Source organism: Comamonas sp. A23, from assembly GCF_004522605.1.
Taxonomy (GTDB): domain Bacteria; phylum Pseudomonadota; class Gammaproteobacteria; order Burkholderiales; family Burkholderiaceae_C; genus Comamonas; species Comamonas thiooxydans.
This window is the reverse complement of record NZ_RSDT01000001.1, coordinates 485,909-504,569: the sequence shown is the minus strand read 5'-3', so window position 1 is coordinate 504,569 and position 18,661 is coordinate 485,909. Positions and strand designations below refer to the sequence as shown.

At 56.0% G+C, this 18,661-nt stretch carries 15 protein-coding genes and 1 tRNA gene; 9 read left to right on the top strand and 7 right to left on the bottom strand.

What is annotated here, in order from left to right; translation table 11 throughout:
* Positions 1-29 precede the first annotated feature (29 nt).
* The 3 genes from EIC84_RS02365 to EIC84_RS02355 form a co-directional block, all read right to left on the bottom strand.
* A complete protein-coding gene (locus tag EIC84_RS02365; protein ID WP_003070248.1) occupies positions 30-917 on the bottom strand; it encodes a DMT family transporter in 888 nt (295 codons plus the stop codon).
* A gap of 125 nt (positions 918-1,042) precedes the next feature.
* Positions 1,043-1,921, bottom strand: a complete 879-nt coding sequence (locus tag EIC84_RS02360) for a pirin family protein (protein WP_003070250.1) — start codon at positions 1,919-1,921, stop codon at positions 1,043-1,045.
* 156 nt (positions 1,922-2,077) lie between these two features.
* Positions 2,078-2,995 carry a LysR family transcriptional regulator gene (locus EIC84_RS02355; RefSeq protein WP_003070252.1) on the bottom strand — a complete coding sequence of 306 codons (918 nt, stop codon included), beginning with the start codon at positions 2,993-2,995 and terminating at the stop codon, positions 2,078-2,080.
* Between the two features lie 637 nt (positions 2,996-3,632).
* On the opposite strand from EIC84_RS02355, the gene EIC84_RS02350 reads away from it, so the two are divergent.
* The 3 genes from EIC84_RS02350 to EIC84_RS02340 all read left to right on the top strand — a co-directional run bounded on the left by EIC84_RS02350 (position 3,633) and on the right by EIC84_RS02340 (position 7,564).
* Positions 3,633-4,547 (top strand): LysR substrate-binding domain-containing protein, encoded by a 915-nt coding sequence (locus EIC84_RS02350; RefSeq protein ID WP_003070254.1) that lies wholly within the window; start codon positions 3,633-3,635, stop codon positions 4,545-4,547.
* A 137-nt stretch (positions 4,548-4,684) separates the two neighbouring features.
* A complete protein-coding gene (locus tag EIC84_RS02345; RefSeq protein WP_003070256.1) occupies positions 4,685-5,377 on the top strand; it encodes an isochorismatase family protein in 693 nt (230 codons plus the stop codon).
* A gap of 414 nt (positions 5,378-5,791) precedes the next feature.
* Positions 5,792-7,564, top strand: a complete 1,773-nt coding sequence (locus EIC84_RS02340; protein WP_080554253.1) for an amidohydrolase — start codon at positions 5,792-5,794, stop codon at positions 7,562-7,564.
* A 2-nt stretch (positions 7,565-7,566) separates the two neighbouring features.
* On the opposite strand, the gene EIC84_RS02335 is transcribed toward EIC84_RS02340, so the two are convergent.
* Complete coding sequence (locus EIC84_RS02335) at positions 7,567-8,490, bottom strand: LysR family transcriptional regulator (protein ID WP_034363311.1); 924 nt, start codon at positions 8,488-8,490, stop codon at positions 7,567-7,569.
* Between the two features lie 177 nt (positions 8,491-8,667).
* On the opposite strand from EIC84_RS02335, the gene EIC84_RS02330 reads away from it, so the two are divergent.
* The 6 genes from EIC84_RS02330 (at position 8,668) to EIC84_RS02305 (ending at position 14,628) form a co-directional block, all read left to right on the top strand.
* Positions 8,668-9,213, top strand: a complete 546-nt coding sequence (locus tag EIC84_RS02330) for a hypothetical protein (protein ID WP_003070264.1) — start codon at positions 8,668-8,670, stop codon at positions 9,211-9,213.
* A 56-nt stretch (positions 9,214-9,269) separates the two neighbouring features.
* Positions 9,270-10,298 (top strand): tripartite tricarboxylate transporter substrate binding protein, encoded by a 1,029-nt coding sequence (locus EIC84_RS02325; RefSeq protein ID WP_100086439.1) that lies wholly within the window; start codon positions 9,270-9,272, stop codon positions 10,296-10,298.
* 37 nt (positions 10,299-10,335) lie between these two features.
* Positions 10,336-11,253, top strand: coding sequence for a dioxygenase (locus EIC84_RS02320; protein WP_003070268.1), 918 nt, complete (start codon positions 10,336-10,338; stop codon positions 11,251-11,253).
* A 224-nt stretch (positions 11,254-11,477) separates the two neighbouring features.
* Positions 11,478-12,467 carry a tripartite tricarboxylate transporter substrate binding protein gene (locus EIC84_RS02315; protein WP_034363281.1) on the top strand — a complete coding sequence of 330 codons (990 nt, stop codon included), beginning with the start codon at positions 11,478-11,480 and terminating at the stop codon, positions 12,465-12,467.
* Positions 12,468-12,557: 90 nt separating this feature from the next.
* Positions 12,558-13,565: a porin gene (locus EIC84_RS02310; RefSeq protein ID WP_034363284.1), complete on the top strand. Its 1,008-nt coding sequence runs from the start codon at positions 12,558-12,560 to the stop codon at positions 13,563-13,565.
* A gap of 22 nt (positions 13,566-13,587) precedes the next feature.
* The gene (locus EIC84_RS02305; RefSeq protein WP_237704518.1) at positions 13,588-14,628 is read left to right on the top strand and encodes a zinc-binding alcohol dehydrogenase family protein; all 1,041 of its coding nucleotides are present in this window, start codon (positions 13,588-13,590) and stop codon (positions 14,626-14,628) included.
* Positions 14,629-15,168: 540 nt separating this feature from the next.
* Here EIC84_RS02305 and EIC84_RS02300 read toward each other — a convergent pair.
* The 3 genes from EIC84_RS02300 to EIC84_RS02290 form a co-directional block, all read right to left on the bottom strand.
* A tRNA-Val gene (locus tag EIC84_RS02300) sits at positions 15,169-15,245 on the bottom strand.
* A gap of 105 nt (positions 15,246-15,350) precedes the next feature.
* Positions 15,351-17,582 carry a bifunctional (p)ppGpp synthetase/guanosine-3',5'-bis(diphosphate) 3'-pyrophosphohydrolase gene (locus EIC84_RS02295; RefSeq protein ID WP_003070275.1) on the bottom strand — a complete coding sequence of 744 codons (2,232 nt, stop codon included), beginning with the start codon at positions 17,580-17,582 and terminating at the stop codon, positions 15,351-15,353.
* Positions 17,579-18,595: an alpha/beta fold hydrolase gene (locus tag EIC84_RS02290; RefSeq protein WP_192810467.1), complete on the bottom strand. Its 1,017-nt coding sequence runs from the start codon at positions 18,593-18,595 to the stop codon at positions 17,579-17,581. The genes EIC84_RS02295 and EIC84_RS02290 overlap by 4 nt, the downstream gene beginning before the upstream one ends.
* Positions 18,596-18,661 lie beyond the last annotated feature (66 nt).

Here is an 18,661-nt window from a genome sequence, read left to right as displayed (position 1 = left end):
GGCAAGCTCCAAACTGATAACGGTTTTATTTAATCTTGCGCCACGGTGTTGCGCACATGACGTGTGGATTTGTTACCTGGCTTACCGGCCGCTTTTTGGCTCAGCATCAGGCCCCCCATGACCAGTACGGCTCCAGCTACTTGCAAGCCCGTGGGCTGAACCCCTTTGACCAGAGCGTCAAGCACGAAGGCTGTGACCGGCACCAACAGCATGAAAGGAGCAACCGCCACCGCACCAGCGCGCTCAATGGCTCCGAACCACAAAGCAAACGGAACGGCAGTCAGCGCCACAGCCAGTAGGCCCAAGCCCAAAACATTGGCCGCATTTAGTTGCGCTGGCACATCTTGAGCGATGGCGGCAACAAGAGACAACTCCACACCGGCAATCAACAACTGCCATCCTGTAAAGCCAAGCAAAGGCATGGGCGGCTGCCCCCACTTGTTCAGCAGCACCCCACCAGCAGCGATGGAAAGCATGCTTCCAATGGCGGCCGCAATACCCAGCGAATCAAGCTGCGCATTACTTGATAGAACGACCAGTGAAACCCCCAAAGCACCCAGCAAAACTGAACCAATCTTGGTGGCTGTAGGACGTGCGCCGAGAACGCCCCAGGCAATGAAAATCACCGCCAATGGCGTCAGGGCCTGGAAGATTGCAGCGACACCGCCAGGCAAGCGGGTTGCAGCCACAAAGAACAAGCCGAAGAAAAGCCCTGCGTTCAACGTTCCCAGCACCGCCAGTCGTCCCCACCAGACACGCGGGGGCACGCAGCGAACAATGGCCAGCAAGACCAGCGCTCCTCCCAAAGCACGAAATGCAGCGAGGAACAGGGGATGCGGAGGCAGCCACGTGGTGGTCAGCACATAGGTGAATCCCCAGAGAATGGCTGCGGCTGCAGCTGAAAGTTTGGCGTTCATTTTTTATCCCAGATAAAGGCGCGGCTCTCCCACGCCTCGAAGTTGAAGACGAAAGACGGCTGACAAGGATTGAGAAAGAGGTAGCAATAACATCAGCCATTGGCTGATTTCATGCACCGTGCGATCTAGGAGGCAGACGTATGGATCTGGCCAAATCTGCCGCTGTTGAGGTCTGTGACGGCCATGCGAATTTCGTCCTCGCTATTCATCACAAACGGGCCATATCCAACAATGGGCTCCGCGATCGGTATCCCGCTGAGCACAAGCAACGAGCTGTCGTTGTTCGCCTCCAGCAACACCTGCGTACCGTCCACACTCAGATGTGCCACTTGGTCGGTACGAACAGCATCCCGGCCGTTGATCAGCACCGAGCCATGCAGCATCACCACAGCCAGTGTGTGCCCTTCCGGCATATGCAGCATTGCGGACTTGCCAGCTGTCATCCGTACATCCCAGACGTTGATGGGTGTATAGGTGTGTGCCGGACCTATATGTCCTTGATGGTTTCCGGCAATGACTCGCACTTGCCCGGCGTTGCTGGGAAGCGGGACATCGGGAATTTCTGCATTAGTGATCGACTGATAACCAGGCTCGGCCATCTTGGCGCTGGACGGCAGATTGACCCACAACTGAACCATGTGGAAGGGGCCGCCACGCGTTGCATAGGCAGATGAATGAAATTCCTCATGCAGGATGCCGCTAGCAGCGGTCATCCACTGCACGTCGCCGGGGCCTATGACGCCACCCGCCCCCGTGGAATCACGATGCTCGACCTCACCGTCGTAGACGATTGTTACTGTCTCAAATCCACGATGCGGATGTTGACCCACGCCTCTACGCTTGGTGGAGGGAGCAAAGTTGTATGGACCAGCATGGTCCAGCAGCAGAAAAGGACTTAGTTGAGTTCCGTGCTGGCTGTAGTGAAACAGAGAGCGCACGGGGAACCCATCGCCTACCCAGTGCTGCTGAGGTGCGCTGTAAATTCCTTGAATGGTCTTTTGCATTTACTTCTCCTGAAGTGCGCAAGAACGTAGGACTTGCGAACGGGTTAGAAGTAACTGTAGAGACGCACACGAGCGCTGAATAGACTGGAATTCTTGCCACCAGCGTTCATTAATTAGAACGATAGTGCATTGCCCACTCCCAGCTGGGCCTAGACGTCATGCCTGCTTGATTTGAGCCTGCAAAGCGGTGAACTCCACCCCAAGAAAGTCGAGCAGCAACCTTACCGAAGGCAGCAGCCCACGGCGAGACGGGAACACGGCGTGAACGATGCCCGCACGAGGCTTCCAGCCGGGCATGACATCGACCAAGCACCCCTTACGCAAATCATCCAGAATCATCATGGCCGGCAACTGCACTACGCCAACCCCATGCAATGCCGCTTGCAGCAAGGCGATACGGTCTTCGCAGACCATACGTGGCTGGTAATGCACCTCTGCCGTTGCGCCCTGCGGCCCCTGCAACTGCCAGCTTTCACTACGTTGCAGCCGACCGTCGCCCAAACTTGGCCACTGCGAAAGATCTGCCAGTTGCGGCATCCCGCCCATTGCGCTCACAAGCTTGGGGCTAGCCACCAAAAACTGCGTGCTCTCACCTAAAGTCTTCATTACCAACTCACTGTCTTCGAGCGGCGGAAAACGTACACGCAGAGCCAGGTCCAGCCCCTCACGAATCACATCTACCCGACGGTTTGTGCTATCCACCTGAAGTTGAATACGTGGATGCTGCACCATGAAGCGTGCCAACATGTCACCAACTTGGTAGTCCAGCAGCGCCAGTGGGCAGCTTAGACGCACGATGCCTTGAGGATCCTCGTGGGTTCGATCAATGACTTCCTGCGCAGACTCTGCCTCCACGAGCATGGCCTGACAGCGCTGGTAATACTCTTGGCCAATATCTGTCACAGCAAAGCGCCTACTTGAACGCTGCAGCAACCGTACATCCAAGGACTCCTCGAGCAGGGCAATACGGCGGCTGAGTTTGGACTTGGGCATGCCCAGAGCTCGGCCAGCCGGTGCAAAGCCACCATGGTCCACTACCTGGACGAAGTAGTACAAATCATTGAGGTCGCGCATGGGTGGTAACGAATCAAAGAACCACGGCAAATCTGCCGCACATGATGATTCCGCATTGTGGCGCATCATCCAATCCAGCAAATAGCATGAACCCACCTTGCAGTTCTGTGAAACGGTCTGTGGTCGGGAACACGTCCTCCCTTCATCAGCACCGCCATCTCGGCCAAGACCTGCATGTGCCAGTCCTTATCGTTCGCTGTTGTACGCTGGTACGGGTGATGAGACTGCTGAATTGCCGTGCACGCATGTTCAAGCCAACAACGCAATGCATTTGCAAAATGAAGCCAGTCTCCACATAGAAGCGCTCTCATCGCTCTTTAGAAAAAATGCTCGCTTACGCTAAGGCGGACTTCCAATTGATTGTTGCAACAACGCCTTCATCAAAGAGGCCAACGAAGCCTACTCACTAGCAACCGAACGGCCATACAAAACGAAGAAGGCCGAGAAGCTCACGACACTCGAATGAGTGCGTGGTGTAACCGTACTTGTCTGCTCGCATCCAGCGGTTAAATCCTGCCGTCAGAAGTCGTGCGCAACTACTATCGATGCGCAGTAAGCCAGAAAACCGCGTTGGTCGACCGGCTCAAGTCATGAAATTTCCCAGAACTTCGGGGGCAGTTCAAAAGTGCCGAAAAGTATGCAACAAGACCTCAACGATCTCATGTACTTCGCTCATGTGGTCGACCACGGAGGCTTTGCTCCAGCCTCACGAGCGCTGGGCGAGCCTAAGTCCAAGCTTAGTAGACGTATTGCATCGTTGGAGGCGCGTCTTGGCGTCAGGCTACTTCATCGCTCCACCCGACATTTCTCCGTGACGGATATCGGTGCGAGTTATTACCGTCACTGTAAAGCAATGCTGCTGAACGCCAAGGCAGCTCAGGAAGAAGTGGAACAGGTCTTTAGTGAGCCATGTGGAGTCATTCGCGTCTGCTGTCCAATCGCTCTGCTTCACTCGCGAGTCACAAGCATTGTGGTTGAGTTCATGTCATTGAACCCGAAGGTTGAAGTTCATTTGAAAGGCATCAATCGGCCTGTCGATCTCGTCGCAGAAGGCTATGACATAGCAATCCGGGCGCGTACGCCTCCATTAGAGGACAGTAGCCTAGCAATGCGAAAGCTCGCACAACGCGATTGGTGCCTCGTAGCGAGCCCAAGTTTCTGCCAACACTTCCCCATACCGACTGTTCCAGCCGACCTCGCTGACCTGCCTAGCCTGAGTGATGAGCGTGATCATAAATGGCACCTTATTGGACCAGGTGGAGTTGTTGCGTCAATCGCCCATAGACCACGCTTCGTCACAGATGATATGTATTCACTTCGAGCAGCTGCAATTGCCGGCATGGGGGTTGTTCACCTACCTTCAATGATTCTTGAGGGAGAACTGGAGCGTGGAGAGTTAGTACGGCTTTTACCCGAATGGAGCTCCAAGGGAGCTCTCATTCATGCTGTTTTTCCAACCAGGCGAGGTCTACAGCCCGCGGTGCGTAAGTTTCTTGATTTCTTAGCCGAACGGTTTGACATGGATGCAGCAGCTCTGCGTCAGTGTTCCTGAAATAGAACGCTCCTACGTCAAATCAAGGACTACCGCCTGTTATTTGTGCGGGCTAAAGTGCTTCGGCAACCAGTCGCCAAGCGTGACCAGTACGGCTGAGCCGACAGGATGCAGTCACTTCTTCAGGAGCCTCCATCATGAACAGTCAAGTAGCTATCCCTGCAAATTTCAACGGTGCAAAGCCAGTCATTGATCCTGGTAACGTTGCAATGTTGTTGATTGATCACCAAAGCGGCCTGTTCCAGACGGTACACGACATGCCCTTTACCACGCTGCGCCGCCTTGCGGCTACGCTGGCCAAAATCGCGACTCTATCCAAAATCCCAGTAATCACTACTGCTTCTGTACCGCAAGGCCCAAATGGTCCGCTGATCCCCGAGATTCATGAGAACGCTCCACACGCCAGATATGTCGCCCGCAAGGGAGAAATAAATGCTTGGGACAATCCAGATTTCGTACAGGCCGTAAAAGAAACCGGCAAGAGGCAACTGATCATTGCAGGCACCATTACCAGTGTTTGCATGGCTTTTCCATCGATCGCTGCCGTGGCTGATGGATACCAGGTTTTCGCAGTGGTCGACGCCTCCGGGACCTACTCTAAGATGGCAGAAGAAATCACTCTGGCTCGCATGATGCAGGCTGGTGTGGTGCCCATTGACACCGCAGCCGTAGCCTCCGAACTGCAGAAGACATGGAACCGTGATGATGCCGCCGAATGGGCCAAGGCTTACACGGGCATCTTCCCCAACTATCAGCTGCTGATCGAGAGCTATGCCAAAGCGCAAGAGGTTGTTCAAAAGAACGAGCAACTCGACTCGCAGCGCAAGTAACTCGACAACCAAGTACCGCTACCGTGCAAAACGTCCAAGGTGTACCAGACCTTGTAAAGGTGTGCGCGGTGCATGGTAGCGGCACAGCAAAGATTTTTTCGATAGATCAGTCCTTCGCCGATGGGTGTGATTTGTATGACTTCGTTCATGAAGCTCAGATCACCATCGACGGAATCAGAGTTCCGAAAGCCCAATCCAACCTCTTAACCGGACTCCATGGTGCTGGATCGATCACGCCCCCTTGAAACCTAATTGACCTAGCGCCTAGCGGCCATGCTGTGCAACATGGTTCGTGCTGCTCACAAAGCTGGTCGTAACACCCTGTCTCAGAACAACTCAGCCTGGCTGCTGCGGGTGCCTCTGCCTCGTCCAAACCTTTGAAAGCGCCGCTTTGTCAGGACGATTTCCTCCAATATGAAAAACGTCATCAACCATTCTGTTCCGCGCCGTCTTGCACTACAGGCGATTTTGGCAGCATGCGGCTTTTGCAGTACCCTGGTGCACTCACAACCCAGACCCGAGACGATCAAGGCATCATCCACTAGTCCTGCGGCCGACCTCATCATTCGCAACGCTCAGGTCTTGACCATGGATCCAGCGCAGCCACGTGCTACCTCGATCGCGGTAAGAGGAGAGTATTTGAGCGCAATCGGCTCCGACGCCGATGTTCAGCCGTATATTGGCCCAAACACTCGCATTCTTGATGTGAAAGGGCGAGTTGTGATTCCTGGTCTGATCGATGCTCACCTGCATGGAATTCGTGGTGGTCAGAGCTACCTGTTCGAAACATACTGGTACGACGCCTCGAGCTTACAAGAGGGCCTGCAGCGCTTACAGCAAGCCGCAAAAAAACGAACTGCAGATCAATGGGTCGCTGTAGTCGGTTCGTGGATACCCGAGCAGTTTGTCGAAAAGCGTGCGCCCACGGTATCCGATCTCAGTCGTTCGATCCCCGATCATCCGGCGTATGTGCAGTCACTTTACGACTATGCCCTGGTGAACCGCCGCGGCATCGAAGTGCTGGCACTCGATTCAACTCAGCCAATTGTTCCGGCAGGAGTCATTGTGGAGCGTGACCGAGCAGGCAAAGCGACAGGTAAGCTGCTAGGCGGCATCGGTCCATTCAATATGCTCTTTGCCCAAATCAGCCAGGGGCTGGATCGGCAAGCGAACCTTCGAGCCTTCTTTCATGACCTAAACGTACACGGAGTGACGGGATTTATCGACCCTTCAGCGGGAGGTCCGTCCGCATTCGAGCCCTTGTTCGCACTGCATCAAAACAAGGAACTGAGTGTTCGTGTGGGCTACCGCCTGTTTGCTCCGCCGGGTGGTAACGAAACGGCATGGGTACAGACGCGTATGGAGTTTCGCCCTCCGGTTCAAGACGATGGCTATTTGGCCTTTCTGGGTCTGGGAGAAAACCTAGTCTCAGCAATGAACGATGCCGTGCGGATGGAGCCAGGTTTTACCTCTGCGCAGGGCGATCAGCAAGAGATGCGCAAAGTACTGAGTTTTGCAGCCCAACGACGTATCCCATTGGAGTTGCATGCCTACACGGATGACAGTGCGCGATCTATTCTCGACGCGATCGAAGACGTCGCGCGCGTGCATCCGATCAAGGACTTGCGATGGTCACTCGCGCATCTGAACACGGGCTCTGTCCAAACACTGCGACGCATGCATGCCCTGGGGCTATCCTATAGCGTGCAGATGGGCCCATATTTCGAAGCACCAGCCATTCTTGCAGCGAATGGGCGTGAGATCGCTGAGCGAACACCACCGACCAAGATTGCCATGGATATGGGGATGATGGTCGCAGGGGGAACTGATGCCACACGCATTGGAGTGGCAGGCGTCTGGCAAGCCATTGAGTACCAAGTCACGGGACGCTCGCTGGGGGGCGCCGTGCAGCGCCGCACTGATCTGCTGTTGACACCTGAGCAGGCTCTGACCCTATATACAACCAATGCGGCATGGCTGGCATTCGCAGAGCACACACGCGGCAGCCTGACGGCTGGCAAGCTCGCCGACCTCGCTGTACTCAATCAGGATCCCTTGCATGTTCCTGCAAGCCAATTACATTGCACGCAGGCACTGCTGACTTTACTCGGAGGACGTGTTGTGCATGGGCAAGGCTGGCTGGATAGCCAGTCGCAGCTTGCAGTGAGATCACCCGGCAGGAGATAGCTTCATAAAAGAGATGCATTCGGCCAATGGCCGTTTTGCACCTCTTGGCGAACCACATCGTGAAAGATGCGAATGAGTTCCTCGGTCGCTTTAGAGGGCGGCCTGTCGGCAACTCTGGCAAGAATACGGCGAAGTCGTAGTCCCTCAATGGGGACTGCAGCCAGTACACCCAGTTCTAGCTCCTGTTTTACAGCCGCAGCAAAGTGCACCGTTAGCCCGACCTTCTCCAAGATCAAGCGCTTCGCCACCTCCATCGTGTTGACTTCAACTACCTGGTTCAGAGTCACACCTGCGTGTGCAGCGCCAGCCTCCAGCTCCAGACGTACACCAGACTTAGCTAGTCCCGTCATCACCAAAGGCACTCCTTCAAGTTTTTGGATGGAGATTTTTCGTGACCTTAAGACAGGGTCATCGCTACGTCCGATGAGACAGATCCCTTCGTTTAGCAAGGGGAAGCTGACCAGGTTTGAGAGCTGCACTGGGCCGTTGAGTACAGCGATATCCAAGGCACCTTGCAGCAGCATGGAGTGCAGTGCTGGTGAGAATCCTTCTTCGACTCTCAACCGGACACCTGGCAGATTCTGATGTACGGCCTTCGTCAAAGGAACCGCAAGCAATTGGGCCAGGCCGGGCGACATACCTATAACCACTGGCCCTCGCGCATCGCGTTGAAGTGCTGTCATGTCTTGCTTCATCTGCTCAGCGTAGCGAAGCAGAAATGACGCTCGCTCCAGCAAGAACAGGGCTTCTGCAGTTGGAGTTGCCCCTCGCGCGTGCCGCTCAAAGAGCTGCACGCCCAGTTCGTCCTCCAGAAGCTGAATCTGGCGGCTTAGCGCGGGTTGCGCTACATGCAAAACACTGGCCGCACGTCCGTAATGCTGCTGAGTAGCCAGAACCACGAAGTATCGAAGTTGTCGCAAGTCCATCATGCCCCTTGAAATCCTTGCTCAAAGTATGCAATCAATTCTTGATGCCGAAATGTTATTGAGTCAGTCGATAAATGGTCTTGGACTGCATTGAGTCAAATTCCTAAAGTCCTACCTACAGAGAGAAATTCATAGGCTTTCTGTTCATTCAATCATCAATCGCATTAAGGAATCGAAATGGATATCAACCCTCAAGAAATGGAAGCAACCCGCATTGCCCGCTGGGGCAAGGTAGAGCCTTACCGAGAAACCTTCATCGAAAGCCGTTTGCCCGGCATGAAGAAGAACATCTACAAGATCATGAATCGTGGCGTGCTGGAGAACAAAGGCGTTCAACCTGCGATTCCCGGCAATCACCGCTTTGGCGTGACATTCATTGAGATCCCCGTCGGACAGGGTGCAAGCCTGCATGCACACAAGACGGAGGAAGTGTTTTGTCCTCTCAATGGTCAGATGGAAGTGATCTGGGGCGAGAAGGGGCAGTACTCGGTGATGCTCAACCAATGGGACGTGATCTCCTGCCCAATTGGCACCATGCGAGGTTTTCGCAACCCTAACGACCATGCCCTCGTGGTGTATTCGGTAGTGGGAGGGACTGACGAAGAATGCGGCCGTATCGCATGGCACCCCGACGTCGTCAAAGCAGCTGAAGCCACGGGTCTGGTTTACGGCCAAGACGGCTATATCGCCGAAACTCCCGCGCCAGCAGCCGCGCAAAAGTGATGCGTGTCCAGCAGACCTGCTTTCAGCCGCACGCAACGCCTACTGAGGACATAGTCATGACACATGGCAATCATTCAGATGCATGGAGCCGGCGCCGGATGCTGCAAATGGCAGTGTCCTGGGCCGGAACCACAGCCATGGTGCCGGTATTGGCGCGACCGTCCGCAGCACACGCAGCGGACACTTGGTCGCCCAAGGTACCTGTGCGTATCGTCGTTCCGTTTGCTGCTGGCGGTACCTCTGACATCGTGGCACGTCTGCTGGCAACACACTTGGCGCATGTGCTTGGTCAGGCAGTCATCGTCGAAAATCGGGCAGGCGCAGGCGGCAATATTGGGATTTCCGGTGTTGCACGAGCCACGCCAGACGGTCAAACCCTGCTACTGGCATCGTCATCATTCGTCACGAATCCTGCGCTCTATCCTGACAAGCGGCCATACGACCCTGTCAGGCAATTCACCCCTATCTCGTTGGTCGTCACTTCGCCAGATGTCATTGTCGTTTCGGCCAAGAGCCCCCTTACCAAGCTCTCTGACCTTCTATCTCTAGCAAAAGCCAAGGATGGCGCCCTGAACTATGCAACGCCCGGCAAAGGCAACAGTGTTCATCTGGGCGGAGAGCTGCTATGGCAACGAGCCAAGGTCAATCTACTGCATGTGCCGTACTCCGGCTCTGCTCCTGCCGTCCAGGCGGTTTTGAGCGGGCAGGTGGACTGCGCACTTGTGGCACTCCCGGTTGCCAGCCCGCAGATTGAAGGTGGCTTGCTGCGTGCATTGACGGTGGGCAGTCTCCAGCGATGGCCTGACCTACCTCAGGTGCCGACCATTGCAGAGAGTGGCTTTCCGGGGTATCGCTCCGAGACCATGCAAGCGCTGTTTGCTCCAGCGGGCACACCGTCAGCGGCCATAGAGCGCATCAATGCCGAGGTGCGTCGAATCCTCAAGATTCCGGACGTTGCAGAGCGCTTGCGTGATATGGGCTTCACCGCAGTGGGAAGTCTTTCGTCCGAGCTCGCCACCAGAGTCGCTGAAGAAGTCCCTCGCTGGGCCAAAGTTGCAGCTACAGGCCATATCCGGGCTGACTGACCTTCAAGCAGCCTCTCCAAAAAATCCAAGGAAACATATGTCGATCACCGCAGTAGAACGTCCAAGAGCAGACAAGCAAGTACAGCAGGCAATTCCCGCTAATCCTCAAGCTCTGTTGCAAGCTGTGTTGCAGGCCAATCAAGGCACGAAAGACCCACGTACACGTGAGGTTCTCGATGCCCTGATCCGGCACATCCATGCCTTTGCCTCCGAGGTAAAGCTGACTTATGACGAGCTGCACAAGGGGCTCGATTTCATGGTGAGAGTGGGACAGGCCACAGGACCTGAGAAGCACGAAGGGATTTTGCTGGCTGACATCCTTGGCCTCGCGACCCACGTCCTTTTGCTGGATGCCAAGGCCATTCTTGCCGCGGGAGGTACAGAGCCCGCATTGATCGGACCATTCTGGCGAGCCAATCAACCTCTGATGTCCAACGGTGTTCGCATTGCCTCTGAAGACACCGTCGGCTCCCCTTTGTTCGTGCAGGGCAAAGTTGTCTCCACCGATGGCAAGCCTATCGTCGGAGCACGGATCGAGACTTGGCAAGCAGCCCCTGGAGGGCTGTATGAAAACCAGGATCCAGAGCAGGAAGACATGAACCTGCGAGCCGTGTTCGAGACTGATGCTAATGGACGGTTCTGGTTCGAGAGTGTGCGGCCATCAGGATATGGCGTCCCCATTGATGGTCCCTGCGGGGAGCTGCTGGCACTGCAAGGTCGCAATCACATGCGCCCTGCACACCTGCACTTCATCGCCATCGCGCCAGGGCACAAGGTCCTCACAACCCAAATCTTTGACTCTCGTGACCCCTTTGCATTCAGCGATGCTGCATTCGGCGCTGTGGGCTCTTTGCTGCGCGACTTCCAGCCGGATAGCCAAGGACATTTCCATCTGGATGTAGAGCTGTGTCTGGAGCCAGGTGAGACACGCCTTCCAACCCCTCCTCTACCGTAATAGTCAGGCTCACTACAGCTTCTGATAGGCCCATAGCGCCTTCGCCAGGAAAAAGCAGCGTGCAACTGCACACCTAGATCAAACCGTCTTGGCATATGAGACGGGGGCTGAACACGTCCTCTAAAAAGTCTTTCGGCCCCTTTCTGCAAATCGTCCACAGAGCCAGAAGGCACCAAAGAAGTGCCTCAAGAAAACAGTAAGACAACACCCTAAGGAGACAAACGATGAACATCGATCGCAGACAACTATTTCAGTGGGCTGCAGCCGCTTGCGGTGCGGCCGCAATACCCTCTCGAGCCTTTTCACAACCGCTTCATTACCCAAGTGGTCCTGTCAGGGTGGTGGTTCCTTTCACGGCGGGGTCCACTACCGACGTGATTAGTCGCATTGTTGGAGAACGGCTGGACAAATACCTTGGACAACCATTTGTAGTTGACAACCGACCTGGTGCAGGTGGAACGCTCGGCGCGACCCAGGTAGCCACTGCTGCAGGAGACGGCCAAACTTTGCTGATTCACTCAGCAGGACATGTTGCCAATGCATCGCTGTACCCCATGCTGAAATACGACACATTGAGGGACTTTGCACCGGTCGCAATGCTGGCGTCGATGCCCAATGTATTTGTCGTCTCCCCACAAAAGGGCTTTGCATCGTTGCAAGACCTCATCGCTAAAGTCAAGAAATCTCCAGGCAAGTACAGCTATGGATCATCTGGCAGTGGAAGTGGTGCGCATATTGCAGGCGAGAAATTTCGCATGGCCGCTGGTCTGGACGTGCTGCATGTGCCCTATCGCGGAACCCCAGAAAGCGTGAATGACGTCATCGGCGGGCGCCTTGATTGGTTTCTGCTGCCGCTTGCGCTGGCCGTACCACTGGTCAAGGCCGGCAAGCTCAATGCCCTCTCCATTGGAGCCTCCAAACGCTCAGCCTTGCTACCCGATGTGCCTACCACAACGGAATGCGGCATCCGCGATGCGGATCAACTGTTTTGGGTCGGCATGTTCGCACCGGCGAAAACGCCTCAGGAAGTCATTACCCGACTGAACACTGAGGCAGTCAAGGCTCTGAAATCCCCTGAAACTCTCTCTCGCTTTGAAAAGCTTGGAGTGGATGCATCACCTATGCCTCAGCCAGAGTTCGCGAGGTTTGTCAAAGACGAATACGTCGCCACAGCCGCCCTCATAAAACAAGCAGGTATTCGCTTGGACTCCTAACCTGCCGCTCGCCCCGCTGGTTGTATCCCCGTATCACCTCTCCCTGTTCTGCGATGCTGAACAGGGAGTCCAAATTCAAGAGCTTTTCGCATGAGAAACACCATATTTGCAGTGCTTGGTTTGACTTCGGCTTTTGTGACCCACGCACAATCCAACGTCACAGTCTTTGGCAGTCTTGACCTTAATGTCACTTACGCAAAAGCTGGTAGCAGACATGTTACTGGTATGGATCAAGGCGGCTATATGCTCCCCAGCCGCATTGGCTTTCGCGGCACGGAAGATCTAGGAGGAGGACTCTCCGCAGGATTCTGGTTAGAAGCCGCAGTTCTGCCAGATACAGGGACGACACAAAGTGCTTTTTTTGGTCGTCGCTCCACAGTAAGCCTGACCAGCCAGCAGTTTGGCGAGATTCGTCTTGGCCGTGATTACACCCCAGCCTTCTGGAACATCTCTCAGTTTTCACCTTTTGGCACCGTAGGGGTAGGCGGCAGCAGCAACCTCATTGATGGCTGGCCACTGGGATCAAATGGCGCTAAGACTTTGTCACGCGCGAGCAATTCAATCGGCTACTTTCTGCCCAAAATGCAACTCGGGATATACGGTCAGCTCTCGTATGCAGCAGGTGAGAACGTGGATGGTGCCAAGTACCTTGGCGGCCGCATTGGCTATGCAAGCGGACCGCTCAACATTGCGGCAGCATATGGACAGACCAAAATGACTGCGGGCGACTATAAGACTGTCACCCTTGGCGGGACCTACGATTTCGGCGTTGTCAAGGCCTATGCGAACTATTTCCAGCAAAAGCTCAACAGCTACAAACAGACCAACGTGCTGATCGGTGCTGCTCTGCCTGTCAGCAGTGTAGGCACTGTCAAAGCATCCGTAGCCCAGTCCAAGGTATCGGGGACCGATGACAAGGCGAATCAGATCGCCGTGGGCTATACCCACCAACTGAGCAAACGCACTACTCTCTACACGGCCTACTCCCACATCAGCAACAAAGGCAACTCGGCCTATGTAACCGCCGATGTCTCCCCTGAAGGAGCTTCTGGGCAGAACTCGCAAGGCGTTCAGTTCGGCATCAATCACGCATTTTGAGAGTCCTCGTCACTGAGGGCCAATGCAAAAAAGCGTGAGCGCACCTAATAAGCGAGCAAGTGGGCTCACGCCCGTATATCTTTCTATATCGGAGTCTTTAACGATGAAAGCCGCGATAGTTCATTCTTTTGACAGCCCACCACGCTATGGCAGCATTGAGGCTCCTGTGGCAATCGAAGGAGAAGTGTTGGTACAAGTTCGCGCTGCAGCGCTGAGCCAGTTAGTGCGTGCTCAAGCAAACGGCTCGCATTACAGCAGCGGCAAGAATTTGCCCGTGGTACCAGGCGCCGACGGCATAGCGACTTTGGCAGATGGCAGACGGGTGTATTTTGCATTTCCACGTGCTCCCATTGGAGCAATGGCAGAGATAGTTGCTGTGAAAACCGATTGTTGCGTAATCGTTCCTGACTCCCTTGACGATGTCACTGCAGCGGCGATTGCGCTTCCTGGTATGTCATCGTGGGCGGCCCTCCAGGAGCGTGCACGCTTTCGAGCAGGCGAGCGCGTGCTAATTAATGGCGCGGCTGGTACGTCTGGCCGTTTGGCCATTCAAGTGGCAAAGTTCTTGGGAGCTTCGCGAGTGGTTGCTACCGCGCGCAATCCTGCCATGGAAACGGAGCTACATGCATTAGGGGCCGATAGCTTCATTAGCCTGGATCAACCGGCAGACAAACTCACTGCCGCATTGCGCGATGAGTTCGAAAGGAACGGCATCGATATTGTGCTCGACTATTTGTGGGGCTCTCCAGCTGCCTGCATCATCAATGCAGTTGGCACTCATGGTCATCGCGAAGCTTCTCCGCGCGTGCGCTTCGTCAACATCGGCATGCTAGCTGGGACAAGTATTCCACTGAATCCTGGCACGCTTCGTAGCTCTGGCTTGGAATTATTGGGCAGTGGATTAGGTAGTGTTTCGCCCCAGAAAATCGTCCAGGTAGTTGGAAAACTGATGCATGCGATAGAACCCGCCGGATTGCAGGTTGATGCAGAGGCGGTTGCACTGACTAACGTAGAAACCACATGGCAAAGGCCATCTTCAGAGCGAATAGTATTCACTATATAGGCGCCAATAAGTTTAACTACCGGGGCAACCTAGGAAAAGTTGGCCGATTGGCTTCAGGGAAGCCCTCGTATCGATAAGCTAATCCAGAACTCTCACTAGGTGCTAACCGCTCAAAGCTCGCTCTGGCCGAATTCCACAGCTTCATGGGTCGAGCCATCAATCACGGTAAGGCTTCTGATGCATCATCCCTCAGTAGTGCGCCCAAATACAAAGTTAATGGACCATACCTGATAGACAGTGATTGGTCTGTCCAAGCTGCAGCGATGTGCCACTGGGATATTCGTGCGCTTGCGTTTTCTCAGTTGCAGTCTCGCCCGCATCATGAGGATGCTCTACACGTTTATGGTTGACGGCTTCACCGCAGAACCCAGCATCACCCACGATTGTCCGGTTCTGCTATCTGGAGCGAAAGTACAACTTTGTGCCTAAAAATGCCTGCTTGAGTACCGTTTCCCGCTAACGGCTTCATACCGACAAAACAAAAATGCCCGCTTCTCAGCGGGCATTTTTTGCTGCAGACTCTGGTTTCGTCTGCACGTTTGGTAGGCGCGATTGGACTCGAACCAACGACCCCCACCATGTCAAGGTGGTGCTCTAACCAGCTGAGCTACGCGCCTGTTGTTCTGTTCGATGAAGCAATTGTAGCACGGGTTTTTCACTCATTTTTTGAGAGCTAACATTTTCTTGTCATCGAGCACTGTCAGGCGCAATTGGGACTTACATCAGCGCCTTCTGGCCGAGCGAACGCCGGACACACTGGCGACGATGCCTAGCACCTTGTTGAGGCGACCCGAATCTGCCACCTCCACCGTGAACGTCATCCACGCCGTCCCCTTGACGGACTGGGTCTGCACCCCGATGACATTGGTCTTCTCGCGTGCAAACACGTCCGAGATATCGCGCAGCAAGCCTTGACGGTCGGCCGCCTCCACCGCAACGTCCACAGGGTAAACCGGTCCACCCTTGTCCACATGCTTGGGAGTGCCCCAGTCGACTTCGATGACACGCTCGGGGCTCTTGGCCATCATCTCGCGAAAATTGGAGCAATCGCAGCGGTGCACGCTCACACCCTTGCCACGAGTCACAAAGCCGCCGATCTCGTCCGGAGGAGCCGGCTTGCAGCATTTGGCGAGCTGGGTCATGAGCGAATCGACGCCCACCACCAGCACCCCGCCGCGCGAAGAGTCATGGCCGCGCGCCTTGCGCACCGGCGTGAATGCATCTTCCTCTGGCGTTTCTTCACTGGGACGCAGCACGACCTCGATATTGCGCAGTGAATACTCGTCCTTGCCCACGACCTCAAACAGTGCATCGGCAGACTTGAAGCCCAGTTGTGCAGCCAGCTCTTCGAGCTTGATCGCCGTCTTGCCCTCGCGCTGCAGCAGCTTTTCAACGGCCTCGCGCCCGCGCGAGACGGTTTCGTGCGTGGCCTGGGCATTGAACCAGGCGCGCACCTTGGCCTTGGCGCGGTTGCTGACCAGATAACCCAGCTCGGCATTGAGCCAGTCGCGGGAGGGGCGGTCTTCCTTGGCCGTGTTGATTTCTACCGTCTGGCCGCTTTCCAGAGCGGTGTTCAGCGGCACCATGGCTCCGTCCACACGCGCGCCGCGGCAACGATGGCCCAGGCTGGTATGCACCGAGTAGGCGAAGTCCACCGGCGTGGCCCCTTGCGGCAGCTCGATCACGGCCGCATCGGGAGTCAGCACATAGATGCGGTCTTCAAACAGACCACGCTGGGCCGAGCCCGTCAGGTCGCTACCCCAGGCCAGCAACTGGCGCAGCACGGCGATCTTGGCGTCATATTCGCTGGACGCAGACACGCCCGCATAGCCCTTGGTACCAGCTTCCTTGTAAGCCCAGTGCGCGGCCACGCCATGCTCGGCATGGTCGTGCATGGCCTGGGTGCGGATCTGGATCTCTATGGTGCGGCCGGTTTCATCGCGCACCACCGTGTGCAGCGACTGATAACCGTTGGGCTTGGGTTTGGCGATGTAGTCGTCGAACTCCTTTTCCAGCGGCGTGAACTGCTCATGCACCCAGGACAGGGCTGCATAGCAGTCCTTGACCGTAGGCACGATGACGCGCATGGCACGGATATCGAACAGCTGGTCAAAGCTCAGCGACTTGCCGCGCATCTTCTTGACGATGCTGTAGATATGCTTGGGACGCCCTTGAACGGAGGCGCTGATGCTGTGGGCGCGCAAATCGGCCTCGAGCCTCGCACGCATCTGCTCCATATAGGCTTCGCGCTCGACCCGCTTTTCGTCGAGCAGACGCGCAATCTGGCGGTAGGTATCGGGCTCCAGAAAACGGAAAGCCAGATCTTCGAGCTCCCATTTGATCTGCCAGATTCCCAGACGGTTGGCCAGTGGCGCAAAGACATAGAGCGCTTCGCGCGCGATGCTGGGTGAAACCGGGCTCTTCTCGGCCGCGTAGTAGCGCAGCGTCTGCAGGCGCGACGCCAGGCGCAGCAGCACCACGCGCAGATCGCGCGAAAAGCCCAGCAGCATCTTGCGCACGTTCTCGGTCTGGGTGGCCACGCCATCGACATGCTGGCTGCTCAGCTCGGCGTCTCGCGCCTGCTGCTGCACCCGGATGAGTTTGATGGTTTCGACCGCCAGGGTCGCAAAATTATCGCCAAACGCCTTGGCAATCACTTCCTGCGGCTTGTTCAGGTGCACGCTGGCGTGCACCAGATAAATGGCCGCCTGCATGGTTTCCGAGCCACCGATTTTCTTGAGGATGGCGGCAACGGCGTCGGCGTGGGTCAGGGTGTTTTCACCGGTCTCCATGACTTCGCCGGCAATCAGAGGTTCTGCAAAGGCACGGGCGCGCGCCAGCGCATTGACTTGATCGGGCAAAACCTCGGATGTGGCGGTAATCAGATGCGGCGTAGGCTCCGTGAGCTTGGGTGCGGCGTCAGAGACTGTGGTTACGGTATCGCTGGTCTTCATGCAGCTTCCTCTTGGGCCTGCTGCGCAAGACTGATGTTCGCAGGCAAACCCTTATCCCCTTGTAAAAACTTTTGTATCAACGCCACTTGCCCCGGCACTACCAACGTCGGGGCATGTCCCACGCCCTGCAGTTCCGTGCAATGCGCCCTGGGGCCACGTTCGGTCATGGCCTTGGCGGTACGGCTGGAAAGCAGATCGGACTCGGCCCCTCGGATAAGCAATACCTGTGCCTTGATCTGGTCGTAAAGCTGCCAGAGCAAGGCCTCACCGGCCTGAGCAGTCTCGCGCGTCATCTGTGCCATGGGCATTGCAATACGGGGGTCGTAATGCAGCACCACACCCCCTTGGGCATCTGGCTTGATCATGGCTTGCGAGAGCCGGCTCCATTGCTCATCGCTATGTGGGCCGAATCCCTCGGAAATCAAGCGCATGGCAGCAGCAGCGCTCTCAAAGTTGGGAAACTGCAAGCCTTTTCCGACATAGGAGCCGATTCGTTCCAGCGACTCCCATTCAATCGCCGGCCCTACGTCGTTGAGCACCAGCCGCCGCACAGGCACCGGCAGCGGCAGACCGGGCTGCCCCACGACCCCCATCCCGATCAAGCCCCCCATGCTGGTACCGACCCAGTCCAGGGTTTCAATCGGCGCCTGAGCATGCAACTGGGCCAGCAGCGCCAACATATCGGCCGCATACAGCGACAGCTGATAGCCCATGGGGTCGGCCAGCCAGTCGCTTTCGCCGCGCCCCACCACATCGGGGCAGATCACGCGGGCAAAGCGGCTGAGCTCGGTTGCCAGCACATCAAAGTCTCGCCCCTGGCGTGAGAGGCCGTGCACGCAGACGATGACATGAGGATGTCTTGGATTGCCGGTATGGTTCCATTCCCAGTACGCCATGCGGTGTGTTCCCTCGGGCTGCGCCTCGACCTGTTGGCGGCGCTGAGCACTGGCCCAGGTGGGAGCCGTTGCAGAGGCTCCGGGACACGATACGTAATTCAGCGTAGGTTGATTCATGGAGAACGCGTTTTCAAGACCGGGGCCGATAATGGCTGTCGTCGCATCGTAATTCATTCGGAGACC